Source organism: Moraxella bovis (assembly GCF_025985205.1).
Lineage (GTDB): Bacteria > Pseudomonadota > Gammaproteobacteria > Pseudomonadales > Moraxellaceae > Moraxella > Moraxella bovis.
Genome location: NZ_CP087840.1, coordinates 616,365 through 630,714, shown reverse-complemented (window position 1 = coordinate 630,714; position 14,350 = coordinate 616,365). Strand labels below are relative to the sequence as shown.

The 14,350-nt window shown below is 40.2% G+C and carries 10 protein-coding genes and 1 CRISPR repeat array; of the genes, 5 read left to right on the top strand and 5 right to left on the bottom strand.

The genetic code is table 11. The features are described 5' to 3' along the window. Positions 1 to 53: 53 nt before the first annotated feature. The 3 genes from ubiM to LP107_RS03195 form a co-directional block, all read right to left on the bottom strand. Complete coding sequence (ubiM, locus tag LP107_RS03205; protein WP_112742560.1) at positions 54 to 1,247, bottom strand: 5-demethoxyubiquinol-8 5-hydroxylase UbiM; 1,194 nt, start codon at positions 1,245 to 1,247, stop codon at positions 54 to 56. 27 nt (positions 1,248 to 1,274) lie between these two features. After that, positions 1,275 to 1,712 (bottom strand): hypothetical protein, encoded by a 438-nt coding sequence (locus LP107_RS03200; protein WP_078273925.1) that lies wholly within the window; start codon positions 1,710 to 1,712, stop codon positions 1,275 to 1,277. A 283-nt stretch (positions 1,713 to 1,995) separates the two neighbouring features. Then, entirely contained in the window at positions 1,996 to 3,039 is a 1,044-nt protein-coding gene (locus LP107_RS03195; protein WP_264675951.1) for an FAD:protein FMN transferase, read from the bottom strand. Between the two features lie 200 nt (positions 3,040 to 3,239). Between LP107_RS03195 and cas12a the strand changes: the two genes are divergently transcribed. The 4 genes from cas12a to cas2 are packed head-to-tail and all read left to right on the top strand — an operon-like array spanning position 3,240 to position 8,934. Beyond that, positions 3,240 to 7,025, top strand: coding sequence for a type V CRISPR-associated protein Cas12a/Cpf1 (cas12a, locus tag LP107_RS03190; RefSeq protein WP_112742561.1), 3,786 nt, complete (start codon positions 3,240 to 3,242; stop codon positions 7,023 to 7,025). A gap of 46 nt (positions 7,026 to 7,071) precedes the next feature. Next, positions 7,072 to 7,626, top strand: a complete 555-nt coding sequence (gene cas4, locus LP107_RS03185; protein ID WP_078273922.1) for a type V CRISPR-associated protein Cas4 — start codon at positions 7,072 to 7,074, stop codon at positions 7,624 to 7,626. 13 nt (positions 7,627 to 7,639) lie between these two features. Then, a complete protein-coding gene (cas1, locus tag LP107_RS03180; protein WP_078273921.1) occupies positions 7,640 to 8,668 on the top strand; it encodes a type V CRISPR-associated endonuclease Cas1 in 1,029 nt (342 codons plus the stop codon). After that, positions 8,665 to 8,934: a CRISPR-associated endonuclease Cas2 gene (gene cas2 / locus LP107_RS03175; protein WP_029104087.1), complete on the top strand. Its 270-nt coding sequence runs from the start codon at positions 8,665 to 8,667 to the stop codon at positions 8,932 to 8,934. Before cas1 ends, cas2 begins: the two co-directional genes overlap by 4 nt. A gap of 181 nt (positions 8,935 to 9,115) precedes the next feature. Further along, a CRISPR array of direct repeats spans positions 9,116 to 11,443; the repeat unit is 36 nt; unit sequence GTCTAACGACCTTTTAAATTTCTACTGTTTGTAGAT. A gap of 217 nt (positions 11,444 to 11,660) precedes the next feature. Here the strand turns inward: cas2 and cmoB are convergent. Both cmoB and cmoA read right to left on the bottom strand, forming a co-directional pair. Beyond that, entirely contained in the window at positions 11,661 to 12,665 is a 1,005-nt protein-coding gene (gene cmoB, locus LP107_RS03170) for a tRNA 5-methoxyuridine(34)/uridine 5-oxyacetic acid(34) synthase CmoB (protein WP_078273920.1), read from the bottom strand. A gap of 119 nt (positions 12,666 to 12,784) precedes the next feature. Then, entirely contained in the window at positions 12,785 to 13,585 is an 801-nt protein-coding gene (gene cmoA / locus LP107_RS03165) for a carboxy-S-adenosyl-L-methionine synthase CmoA (RefSeq protein ID WP_078273919.1), read from the bottom strand. A 76-nt stretch (positions 13,586 to 13,661) separates the two neighbouring features. Between cmoA and msrA the strand changes: the two genes are divergently transcribed. Next, a complete protein-coding gene (gene msrA / locus LP107_RS03160) occupies positions 13,662 to 14,180 on the top strand; it encodes a peptide-methionine (S)-S-oxide reductase MsrA (RefSeq protein ID WP_078273918.1) in 519 nt (172 codons plus the stop codon). Positions 14,181 to 14,350 lie beyond the last annotated feature (170 nt).

Here is a 14,350-nt window from a genome sequence, read left to right as displayed (position 1 = left end):
TGAGTGAGTACAATAGTCTATTATAACATAACTTGATAAGATGGCGGCATGGCTTATTTACCCGTCAGTTGCCCTGCTATCCACCGTTTGACAGGCGGCAGATGGTTACTCACTCGCAGGGTCAAATCCCGCACCGTTTGCATGGGCGTGCTGTCATCGGTAAACATTTTTACCATCAAGTTGGTGCCGTGATATAGGGGACGGGTGTGGGCTTGGTGGCGGACGTTGTATTTTTGTAGTAGGGCAGGGCTTGCGATGTCTTGCCCTTTGGCGTGAGCGTCTAGGATGAGCGTGGCTAGCGTGTTCGCCCCCATAAGCCCTAGGTTAAAGCCGTGAGCGGTCACGGGGTGCATGCCCACCGCACTGTCGCCCACCAATGCCGAGCGGGTGGAGACAAAGGTTTTGGCGTGTACGCCCATGAGTGGATAATGGTGTACGGTGCCCGCTAAGGTCAGTTTGCCCAAGCGGTCGCTCATCATCCGCTGAACTTCTAAGACAAGCTCATCGGCATTCATGGCAAGCAGGCTGTTGGCTTGGGTATTATCTAGCGTGATGACACAGTTGGTCAGATGGTCATGTAGGGGCAATAGAGCGAGCGTTCTGCTGTACAAAAAGCACTCTCTGGCGGTCGCTTCGTTGGATAAAGGGTGTGATACCCGAAAGACGATGACCGTCCGCCCAAAGTCGTTCATCTCGGCTCCAATACCGAGCTTTTTACGCACAAAGGACAGACGGCTGTCCGCTCCGATAAGCAGGTTGGCGGTCAAGGTGCGACCATCTGCCAGGGTTACGCTCGTCCCTCGGCTGTCAGTTTTGATGTCTTGGACAGACTGTTCGGTTAGGATTTGTACATTGGGCAAATCCTTGACTTCATCATAAAAGGCTTGTCTGATGTTATGATTTGAGATGAGATTGCCCAAGCGGTCAATGCTGGTGAGCAGGTTCAAATCTTTTGGTACTTTAAAATGCAAGGCATAATTAAAATCACCATTATAAACCTTAGCATCGGCAAGTTTATAAATCTCATCATCGGGTATGCGTTGCCATGCCCCTAGGTTTAGCATAATCTCCCGAGAACGGTGAGTCAAGGCAATCTCACGCCCGTCATAAGCAGGATTTGCGATGGTATCTAGGGGGGATTTTTCGATGATGGTTACGGTCAAATCCACGCCCTTAAAATGCCGTGCAAACGCAAGACCTGCAGGCCCTGCCCCGATGATGATGATGTCGCTGTGTGCTGTGTTCATGATAAGCCTTATGATGGTGTGGACGGATTATTGGTGGTTGGCAAATTCGTTTTTTAGGGCGGTTTTTAGCCAGCCTTTTAGATCGTCAGAGACCTGTGCCATGTGTTCGCCCAAAAAGTCGTCAATTTGTTTGCTAAGCTTGTCCGTAATGCGTGCTTCTAAGACATCCAAATCCTTGGGGTGTAGCCGTTGGGCAGGGGCAGATGTCTCGCTAAATAGGGCTTGGGGTGTTTCTAGGTTGTGAATGATACGGGCAGGGATGGGCGTGTCATCTCGGTGGATAAAAAACAAATCTTCAACGGTCTGCCCAAAATCGGCATGGTTAAACTCAAATTCATGGGCAGGCGTGCTACCGTAGAGCATGTCAATGATGTCATCAAGCTCTTGATGAAAGGCGTTTTTGACGGCGGTGGGGGTGGCGTACCAACGCTTGGTAAATTGGGGGCTGGGGGAGAATGCGGTCATGATTATCCTTGTGGGGTTTTATGCTAGGGCGTGTTGAACGTTGGTATTTGCCATGAAAAATAGGGGGAATCGCCCGTTTTTCAAGGAAAAAGTGAAGTTTGATAGTTATTCTATCAAACGATCTTTTGACGATGAAAAACCAGATTTAGCCATTTTTCATGCAAAAATTGACTCAAAGCGTTAAATTTCATCATATTTTTAATGATGTTATCAATGTTCAACACGCCCTATTGTAATGTAAATTGGGGGATTTTTAAAGGCAATACTACCAAAGAGTTGATGGTTAATTTTTGCCCTGTTGTTCAAAGGCGATAAAGCCTTGGCTTTTATGGGTTTGCCAGTTGTCGCCATCTTTTGTGATAAATAAGGCGATGATGTCATTTTCATCGGCAAGTCTGATGGCATCATCTTGGGGTATGGCGGTCAAGGCGGTTGCCCAGCCGTCCGCCAGTGCGGTGGTGCTTGCGATGACAGTTACGCTTGGTACGCCATTTTCCACAGGGCTTGCGGTGTGGGGGTTGATGGTGTGGCTGTATGTTTTGCCGTCATAGTCAAGCGAGTTGCGGTAGTTGCCTGATGTCGCCATGCTTTGTCCTGATAGGGCAAGGGTGGTCATGATTTCACGGTTGGCGGTGGTGCTACCCATGATGGGCTTGTCAATGGCGAGCGTCCACGGCAGTCCCTTGTCATTGACCCCACCTGTGGCGATTTCTCCGCCAATCTCTACCATGTAGTTGGTGATGTTGTATTTGGATTTTAGAACGTCTGCTATCGTATCCACGCCATAGCCTTTGGCAATTGCCGAAAAGTCAAGCCCCACGCCATCCGCCGTTTTGGATAATTCATTGCCATTTAGCACGATTTTGTCAAGTCCGATTTTATCACGCGCAGCTAGGATTTCGGTGTCGGCGGGTGGATTTTGTAGGCGTTCTACACTCATCTTTGAGCCAAAGCCCCACAGCTCCACAAGCGGATAAACAGTCGGGTCAAAGCCGTGGTGCGACTTTTCATAGATGAGTCTACTATCGGATAGCACTTTAATAAAATCAGGGTCGATTTGTATCGTCTGCCCTGCACTTAGGGCGTTAAATTTACTAATCGTGCTGTCGGCTTGATAAGTGGACATGCTGTCGTTTATCTCATCAAGGCGGGTGTCTATGCTTGCTTGTATCTCGTCCGCAGTCGCCTCTTTTGGTAATTCAAAGGCGATGTGATAGCTTGTCCCCATCGTCTGCCCGTCTATTTTTTGGTAAGTACTGGCTGGTGGGGTGGGGGTGCAAGCGGATAAAGCAAGGATAGATAATGGGATAAAATATTGATATTTCATGATTTTTGCATATTCTCAATCTACAAACAGTAGAAATTAGCGGTGTCGTTAGACGGCTAAAATTATAACACAACACATCATAAAATGATATCTTTATCATATAAAATATTCTCATAAAAAATATTGACAAGACAAATCGCCTTTTATAAAATACAACTGTACCAAAACAGTACCTAGCCACCACTAAACGGAGATTTTTTATGTTATTTCAAGAGTTTACCCATTTATATCCCCTATCAAAAACCGTGCGTTTTGAATTAAAGCCCATTGGCAAGACATTAGAGCATATCCATGCCAAAAACTTTTTGAGCCAAGATGAGACCATGGCGGACATGTACCAAAAGGTGAAGGCGATGTTGGACGATTATCATCGTGATTTTATCGCTGATATGATGGGCGAAGTTAAGCTAACTAAGCTGGCAGAATTTTATGATGTGTATTTAAAATTTAGAAAAAATCCCAAAGACGATGGATTGCAAAAACAGCTAAAGGACTTGCAAGCAGTTTTAAGAAAAGAGATTGTCAAGCCCATCGGTAATGGCGGAAAATACAAGGCGGGTTATGACCGCTTGTTTGGGGCAAAGCTCTTTAAGGACGGCAAGAAGCTTGGTGATTTGGCGAAATTTGTCATCGCCCAAGAGGGCGACTCATCACCCAAGCTTGCTCACCTTGCCCATTTTGAGAAGTTTAGCACTTACTTTACTGGCTTTCATGACAACCGTAAAAACATGTACAGCGATGAGGATAAACACACCTCCATTGCCTATCGTCTGATTCATGAAAACTTACCACGCTTTATTGACAACCTACAAATACTGACAACCATCAAACAAAAGCACTCGGCGTTGTATGACCAGATTATAAATGAGCTGACTGCGAGTGGCTTGGATGTGTCGCTGGCAAGTCATCTGGACGGCTATCACAAGCTTTTAACCCAAGAGGGTATCACGGCTTATAATACCCTGCTTGGCGGTATCAGTGGCGAGGCAGGTTCTCGCAAGATAAAAGGTATCAATGAGCTTATCAATAGTCATCACAACCAACATTGCCACAAATCCGAACGTATCGCCAAATTACGCCCCCTGCACAAACAAATCCTAAGCGACGGCATGGGTGTGTCATTTTTGCCAAGCAAATTTGCTGATGACAGCGAAGTTTGTCAAGCGGTCAATGAATTTTACCGCCATTATGCTGATGTTTTTGCCAAGGTGCAAAGCTTATTTGATGGGTTTGATGACTATCAAAAGGACGGCATTTATGTTGAGCATAAAAATTTAAATGAACTATCCAAGCAGGCATTTGGTGATTTTGCCTTGTTGGGTCGGGTGTTAGACGGCTATTATGTGGATGTGGTGAGTCCAGAGTTTAATGAGAGATTTGCCAAAGCCAAAACCGACAATGCCAAAGAAAAACTAACAAAAGAAAAAGACAAATTCATCAAAGGCGTGCATTCCTTGGCAAGCCTTGAGCAGGCGATAGAGCATTATACTGCTAGGCATGATGATGAGTCTGTGCAGGCGGGCAAACTTGGACAGTATTTCAAACACGGTCTGGCAGGCGTGGACAATCCAATCCAAAAAATACACAACAACCACAGCACCATTAAGGGTTTTTTGGAGCGTGAACGTCCAGCAGGCGAGCGAGCATTGCCCAAAATTCAGTTAGGCAAAAACCCTGAAATCAGGCAACTAAAAGAGCTGCTAGACAACACCCTAAACGTGGTGCATTTTGCCAAGTTATTAACGACCAAAACCACGCTAGACAACCAAGACGGCAATTTTTATGGTGAGTTTGGGGCGTTGTATGATGAGCTTGCCAAGATTCCCACGCTTTATAACAAAGTGCGTGATTATCTGTCGCAAAAGCCATTTAGCACCGAAAAATATAAATTAAACTTTGGCAATCCGACATTATTAAACGGGTGGGATTTGAATAAAGAAAAAGATAATTTTGGGGTTATCTTACAAAAAGACGGTTGTTATTATTTGGCGTTATTAGATAAAGCTCATAAAAAAGTATTTGATAATGCTCCAAATACAGGCAAAAATATTTATCAAAAAATGATTTATAAATTATTGCCCGGACCTAATAAAATGCTACCCAAAGTATTTTTTGCCAAGAGTAATTTGGATTATTATAACCCTTCTGCTGAACTACTGGATAAATATGCAAAAGGCACGCACAAAAAAGGCGATAATTTTAATCTAAAAGACTGCCATGCGTTGATTGATTTTTTTAAGGCGGGTATTAATAAACATCCAGAATGGCAACATTTTGGTTTTAAATTTTCGCCAACCAGTAGCTATCAGGATTTGAGTGATTTTTATAGAGAAGTCGAACCACAAGGTTATCAAGTAAAATTTGTGGATATCAACGCCGATTATATTGACGAGTTGGTTGAACAAGGTCAGTTGTATTTATTCCAGATTTATAATAAAGATTTCTCGCCCAAGGCTCACGGTAAGCCCAATTTGCATACTCTGTATTTTAAGGCGTTGTTTAGCGAAGATAACCTTGCCGATCCAATTTATAAATTAAATGGCGAGGCACAGATATTTTATCGTCAGGCATCTTTGGATATGAATGAAACCACCATTCATCGTGCAGGCGAGGTATTAGAAAATAAAAATCCTGATAATCCAAAAAAGCGTCAATTTGTCTATGACATCATCAAAGATAAACGCTATACCCAAGATAAGTTTATGCTACATGTACCTATTACCATGAATTTTGGTGTGCAGGGCATGACGATTAAAGAATTTAATAAAAAAGTTAATGAAAGCATACAGCAATATGATGAGGTGAATGTCATAGGCATAGACCGTGGAGAGCGACATTTGCTATATCTGACCGTGATTAATAGCAAAGGCGAAATCTTAGAACAGCGTAGTCTCAATGACATCATCACCACATCGGCAAATGGTACACAAATGACCACGCATTATCATAAAATACTAGACAAGAGAGAAATAGAACGCCTAAATGCTCGTGTCGGTTGGGGTGAGATTGAGACCATAAAAGAGCTAAAATCGGGCTATCTAAGCCATGTGGTACATCAAATCAGCCAGCTTATGCTTAAATATAATGCCATTGTGGTGTTAGAGGATTTAAATTTTGGGTTTAAACGTGGTCGCTTTAAGGTGGAAAAACAAATTTACCAAAACTTTGAAAACGCCTTAATCAAAAAGCTAAACCATTTGGTATTAAAAGATAAGGCAGATGATGAGATTGGCTCATACAAAAATGCCCTGCAACTGACCAATAATTTTACTGATCTAAAAAGCATTGGCAAACAAACAGGCTTTTTATTCTATGTGCCTGCATGGAATACCAGTAAAATAGACCCTGAAACGGGCTTTGTGGATTTGTTAAAACCACGTTATGAAAATATCGCTCAGTCGCAAGCGTTTTTTGGTAAATTTGATAAGATTTGTTATAACGCAGATAAGGGTTATTTTGAATTTCATATTGATTATGCCAAATTTACTGACAAAGCCAAAAACTCTCGCCAAAAATGGACGATTTGCTCGCATGGCGATAAACGTTATGTGTATGACAAAACCGCCAATAAAAATAAAGGAACGACAAAGGGTATTAATGTCAATGATGAATTAAAATCGCTATTTGCTCGTCATCACATCAATGAAAAACAGCCAAATCTGGTCATGGATATTTGCCAAAATAACGATAAAGAATTTCATAAATCGCTGATGTATCTATTAAAGACATTGCTTGCATTAAGATATAGTAACGCCAGTAGCGATGAAGATTTTATTTTATCGCCTGTGGCAAATGATGAGGGTGTGTTTTTTAATTCGGCATTGGCGGATGATACACAGCCACAAAATGCGGACGCCAATGGGGCGTATCATATCGCATTAAAGGGCTTATGGCTATTAAATGAACTAAAAGACAGCGATGATTTGAATAAAGTCAAACTTGCCATTGACAATCAAACATGGCTAAACTTCGCTCAAAACCGCTAATCGCTAAAAGCTCAGTTTCGGCTGGGCTTTTTATTTGGGAGATGACATGGAATATCATACATTAAACATCAGTCAATTAAATGATTTTATTTTTTGTCCCTATTCTATTTATCTACATAACGTCTATCAGGCATTGGATGATGATACATATCATGATACGCCACAAGTCAAAGGGAAAATCGCTCATGAGGGCGTGGATAATGGCACATACAGCACCAAAAAGACCGTTATCACTGCCATGGCGGTGCATTCGGATAAATATGGCTTGACAGGCAAAATTGACCAATATTTTGCCGATAGCAAAAAACTCATCGAACGCAAACGCACGATTAAAACGATTTATGATGGTTATAAATTGCAGCTTTATGCCCAGTATTTTTGTTTGATAGAAATGGGGTTTGAAGTGGATTATTTGGGTTTTTATTCGATGACGGATAATAAAAGCCACGCTTTGGCTTTGCCTGATGATAAGATTATTGATTGGTTTGAAAATCATTTGTATAAAATACGTCATTATAATCCCATGACTGATAATATTTACATTAATGCCAATAAATGCACTCATTGTATTTATCAGCCTTTGTGTGATAAGACGGACTAAATAAGGAAAATCTATGCTTAGCATTTCGGACATCAAAGAAAAACAAATGATATTATTAAATAACTTGGAGGGCGGCTATCATCTTTGTATCTCGCAAGGCAATATCATCATCAAAAACAAAGACAGCGATGAGACATTAACCAAAATCACCCGCCATAAAGCCATGGCTCTGATGATTATTGGGTATTGTACGCTGACCAATGTGTTGATTGAATTTTGTCAAAAATATGGCATTGCCTTGATTTTATTAAATTCAAGATTAAGACCGATTTTGTTTGTCAGCTCTTTTGGTGAGGCAAATTATCTATTAAGACAAAAGCAATACGCCATTGGCGATAATCAAGTCTTGAATTTTGCCAAAAATTTTATAGAACAAAAAGCCAATAATTCTATCACTTTATTAAAAGGCATTCGTAAAAAAGACGATGAATTACGCCAAATGATAGAGACATTGACTGATTATCAAAGGCAGATTGGTCAAACCAAACGTTTGGATGAATTAATGGGTATAGAGGGTAATATTGCCAAAAGTTATTTTAAATATCATTTTGGGCAATTAAAACACATCTCTTGGCAAGGCAGAAAACCACGCCTGAAAATAGACTCTGTTAATGTGGTGCTGGATATGGGTTATACGCTATTATTTAATTATATAGAGATAAATTTGAGATTATTTGGTTTTGATGTTTATAAAGGCATGCTTCATCAGCTTTGGTATAAAAGAAAATCTCTGGTATGTGATTTGGTTGAACCATTTCGCTGTATCGTGGATAAGCAGGTATTAACATCATTTAATCTTGGGCAATTTAAAACAGAGCATTTTCATCAAATAAAAATGCAATACCAATTAAAACCCGAACATCAGCGAACGTATAATGCCATTTTAATGCAGGCAATCATCGCCCATAAAGTGCCAATATTTGTTTATATCAGGGATTTTTATCGTGCATATATGAAATATGCTGATAAAGATATGGCGTTTGATGAATTAGTTTTGATGTTGCCAAGCTTTGACATACAAGCAAATGGAGAAGATGTATGATAATCGTCAGTTATGATATCAGTGATAATAAAGTGCGTGGACGATTTGCCAAATTTTTAATGCAATATGGCGATAGATTGCAATATTCGGTGTACGAAATCCAAAACAGCGAACGCATTTTAAATATCATCACCGAAAAAATAAAAGCAGAATTTGAGCCTTTATTTACAGGGGCGGATAGTGTGATTATTTTTCGGTTTACAGAACGTGAAGTATTAAGGTTTGGCCATGCCAAACATCGCAATGAGGATTTGTTGATTTTATAAAAAGTCTTGGAAAAAATGATGAGGTTTGTTATAATAAGAGAGCTAAATCAAGCTAAAATATTTACTTTGCAAACCCCAGTCTTAATGCGTGATTTATCATGTTTTGTCGGTAAAAATGATTATTTTTTGTGCAAAAAACTTGCTAATTTCTCAAAAAATCATTAAAAATACCTCAAAACGGGTCTAACGACCTTTTAAATTTCTACTGTTTGTAGATACCGCCTTAGGCAAAGACACCACCCACGTCTAACGACCTTTTAAATTTCTACTGTTTGTAGATATAGCATTGACCCTAACATGATTGCAGTCTAACGACCTTTTAAATTTCTACTGTTTGTAGATGAAAAGAGCAATTAGGCAAAGATTATGAGTCTAACGACCTTTTAAATTTCTACTGTTTGTAGATAAATTAACTATTGACATTATTATAATGGTCTAACGACCTTTTAAATTTCTACTGTTTGTAGATTTTTATGTTTAGACGCATAAGTTTTAAGTCTAACGACCTTTTAAATTTCTACTGTTTGTAGATAATGTTACAAATCAAAAAAGGTATTGAGTCTAACGACCTTTTAAATTTCTACTGTTTGTAGATGAAAAGAGCAATTAGGCAAAGATTATGAGTCTAACGACCTTTTAAATTTCTACTGTTTGTAGATATGAAGGGTATCGGCTGGATTATGGACGAGGTCTAACGACCTTTTAAATTTCTACTGTTTGTAGATACATAGGGTGGTTTCCTTGTAGAGTTTGTCTAACGACCTTTTAAATTTCTACTGTTTGTAGATTTAAGTCATTGATTTTAAAGGTTTTCTAAGTCTAACGACCTTTTAAATTTCTACTGTTTGTAGATACATAGGGTGGTTTCCTTGTAGAGTTTGTCTAACGACCTTTTAAATTTCTACTGTTTGTAGATTTATTGACATGCTAAGAAAAACGGTGTAGTCTAACGACCTTTTAAATTTCTACTGTTTGTAGATCAACAGATATTTTTACATTGCAAATCAAAGTCTAATGACCTTTTAAATTTCTACTGTTTGTAGATCAATCTACCCCCCGCCAACCCTTACCACGTCTAACGACCTTTTAAATTTCTACTGTTTGTAGATTGTACGTTGTATGACCTAGCACCAACGATTTAGTCTAACGACCTTTTAAATTTCTACTGTTTGTAGATACTAAAAAAGTTTGTAAATTACTGATTTTTGTCTAACGACCTTTTAAATTTCTACTGTTTGTAGATGTTAAGTTATTGATATTGTTAAGGTTGTCTAACGACCTTTTAAATTTCTACTGTTTGTAGATCCTATTACACACTCATCTACACAGTGTTAGTCTAACGACCTTTTAAATTTCTACTGTTTGTAGATAGCCAATCTCTTGTATGTGTCGGAGTTAGGTCTAACGACCTTTTAAATTTCTACTGTTTGTAGATATTTTGTATGTTGAGTCGGTTTTTACGTCTAACGACCTTTTAAATTTCTACTGTTTGTAGATATTACACTGACGCACTATGCCAGTTTGTGTCTAACGACCTTTTAAATTTCTACTGTTTGTAGATTGTTGTATATGTATAGCTAACCACTCAAGTCTAACGACCTTTTAAATTTCTACTGTTTGTAGATTCTGTACGCATAATATTCTTCCGCTTGGTCTAACGACCTTTTAAATTTCTACTGTTTGTAGATATTATGATGACGAACGGTACAGCGAGCAGGTCTAACGACCTTTTAAATTTCTACTGTTTGTAGATCAGGATCCTTGCACACCTTTGCAACAGTCTAACGACCTTTTAAATTTCTACTGTTTGTAGATTGTCCGTTGTATGACCTAGCACCAACGAGTCTAACGACCTTTTAAATTTCTACTGTTTGTAGATAAAATTAGCTTGACAAGCCCCAAAAGGTTGTCTAACGACCTTTTAAATTTCTACTGTTTGTAGATAATTGAGTATTGATGAGCTAAGAAAAGTCTAACGACCTTTTAAATTTCTACTGTTTGTAGATTCTATAGACAAAGCCAATGACAGGATGTCTAACGACCTTTTAAATTTCTACTGTTTGTAGATAGGTCGCCAATGACCGAGTGCTTTTCGTCTAACGACCTTTTAAATTTCTACTGTTTGTAGATCATAAAAATATTTACAAAATGATTTTTGAGTCTAACGACCTTTTAAATTTCTACTGTTTGTAGATCTCAATGCTGGTGTACACATAATCATGTCTAACGACCTTTTAAATTTCTACTGTTTGTAGATTTGATAATCGCCCTTAATCTGCTATAAGTCTAACGACCTTTTAAATTTCTACTGTTTGTAGATTGATGTTGTAAATGCAGGTAAAGACCGTCTAACGACCTTTTAAATTTCTACTGTTTGTAGATCGAACAATCTAAGGGGGCTAACGCTACCGTCTAACGACCTTTTAAATTTCTACTGTTTGTAGATTACCTTCGTCCATAATCCAGCCGACGCGTCTAACGACCTTTTAAATTTCTACTGTTTGTAGATATCACAAATTTTCTCGTATTGGTTGGAAGTCTAACGATTTTTTTAAACTTCTAGGTGCAACACTTGTAATCCATTTCAAAATTAAGGGTATCTTTATGAAAACATTAAACCTCTTTCCAAACTAAAAACAACCCCTTATAAACACTGGGGTTAAAGTTTTTAAAAATCTATAAAAATCGGGGGTTGGAAAGAAGCCTATTAAATTTTTGGAATTGCATTAGGGCTTTTTGGCAATCATCACCGCCCGTTTGGGGGCAGGATAACCTTCGGCGGTTTTGGTCTTATCATCTTTATCCAAAAAGTCCACCAATGACTGATAATTCATCCACTCGGTCGCACGCTGTTCATCAGTGCTGGTTACATCAATATCCACACAACGCACATCAACAAAACCCACCTTGCCAAGCCATTTTGTCAACGCAGGCACGCTCGGCAAAAAATACACGTTATTCATCATCGCATAACGCTCAAACGGCACCAACGTGGTATGTTCATCGCCATCAACGATGAGCGTTTCTAGGACGAGCGTGCCACCGTGACGTAGCTGAGCCTTTAACTGCTCCAAATGCTCAAAGGGCGATGAGCGATGATACAGCACCCCCATGCTAAACACAACATCAAACCACCCCCCAGATGGCAACACTTCTAGTCCCACAGGCACATAATGCACGTCACACGCCCCCACAAAGTGCTTGATTGCCATAAACTGATGATAAAACAAGCACGACGGGTCAATGACCACCACCGACGTCGCCCCCGCCCCGAGCATGCGAAAGCCATGATAGCCCGAACCACCACCGACATCTAACACTCGCTTACCTGACAAATCCAAATGCGGAGCAACTCTCTGCCACTTCCAATCCGACCGCCATTCGGTGTCTATATGGATGAGTTTGTTATCCGAACCGATAAAAAAAGGGCCTTTTCGCCACGGCATGAGTGTTTTTAGCAGTGCTGTAGTTTTTTTATACTCGCCCATTTGCCAATCACCGCCCAGCGTGATGGCGACTTTATCGGTCAAATCTGTCGCCACAGGATGAACGTCAGGCAGTTTATTAATGGCGGACGCATAATAAGGAGCGTGGGCGTAGCGGGATTTGTCCTTGACATCGCCAAGCCATGTCGGCAGATGAGCAAGCCACTCATGAGCGACTGGGTTGTTTTTGGCAATGTTTAATAAAAACAGATACAAATCTTTTTCAAAATCGGCAATGGTAGTCATCAGTTATTCATGTAAAAGTTAAAATTTGGTGTATTTTTAGCAATAAGGGCGATTACAATTTATCTTGTAAATGGGTTTTAAAACCATCAATGATTTGTAAGATAAAATAAATACAGGCTTTATTTAAAAGCAATGATAGAGATAAAATTTAAAAAGCGAAACCACGTCATCTGTCTGGCAAAACCCACCGCCGTCAGTCGCTCGCTGTGCTGATATTCGCTGTCCGTGATAAGTACATTTTCTAAGGCATTTCGCTTACCACTGATTTCAAGCTCACTGTACCCATTGGCACGCTTAAAGTCATAGTACCGCTCAACTTGCCATGCGTCATTTTGCTCATCAAGCAAATGCACTTTTTCGGTCAATATCAAAATCCCCCCATCCGCCAATGCGTCATGGCATTTTTGTAAAAGTTCCGCCCGTTTGGCAGGCGGTAAAAATTGCAAAGTCAAATTCAGCACAATCATGTCGCATTCTAAAAGTGCCATCTCATTGACGTCATCGCAGATGATACTGATGTCATGATTAGGATAATGCTCACCCAACAAGGCAGTGGCACGCTCGGTCATGGGGTGCGAGTTATCAATGCCGATAAGCTCCACTTCATCCGCCCCAAACTCGCCTGCCAATGCAAACAGCACCGCCCCAAGCGATGTGCCTAAGTCATAGACACGGCTGATTTTTTTGCCGTTTTTGTGTTGGCGATGTCCCAGATGACGACGGGCAAAAATCGGCAACATAGCAAGCACCTGCCCATAACCAGGGACACTTCGGCGTATCATGTCAGGAAAGCACGCCACCACCTGCTCATCAAAGCTAAAACGGGCGTGTTTGTCAAGGGGCGTGGTAAACAGTGTGTCCGCACCAGTATTAATGACTGAGTTAATGGTCGGACTGGGGGTATGATCGCTGTGTGGCATGGGTCGTTGGACTTTTATAAAATATGTGCTATTCTACCACTATTAATCTATTTTTTCATAAATTAAAGGTGTGATTATGCAAGAGATTATCCTAGGGGGCGGTTGCTTTTGGTGTACCGAGTCAGTATTTTTGGCGGTCAAAGGTGTTGATTCTGTGACCAGTGGTTATGCAGGCGGACAAGCAGAGACGGCAGATTATGAATCGGTGTGCAGTGGACAAACAGGGCATGTGGAAGTTGTTAAGGTTGTTTATGATGAGCAGGTCATTGATTTATCAAACATTTTGGGTATTTTCTTTGCCATGCACGACCCCACCACCCTAAACCGTCAGGGCAATGACATTGGCACGCAGTATGCGTCTGTGATTTTTTATACTGATGAAGCGGATTTACCCATCATCAACGACAAAATCGCCATGCTAAAAGCAGACGGCATTAACGTGGTCACACGCGTGGAAAAAGCCCCAGCCTTTTATCAAGCAGAAGATTATCATCAGAACTTTTTTGCCAAAAACCCCACCCAAGGTTATTGCAACTTTGCCATCCCGCCAAAGTTACAAAAATTAAAGGCAGGATTTAGCACTCTTCTTAAATAATGATTCTCTCTGGTTCAATTGTAAGAGATAATTCTATTATAGAAATATTTTAGAAACAAAGCGATGTTTCTGTATGAAAAACTGTCATTCAACCACTTAATTTAAGAACTTATACAATTCATTGGTCGGATTATTTTTCATTGCAAATACAAAAGTTGAGTCTGAAGTAG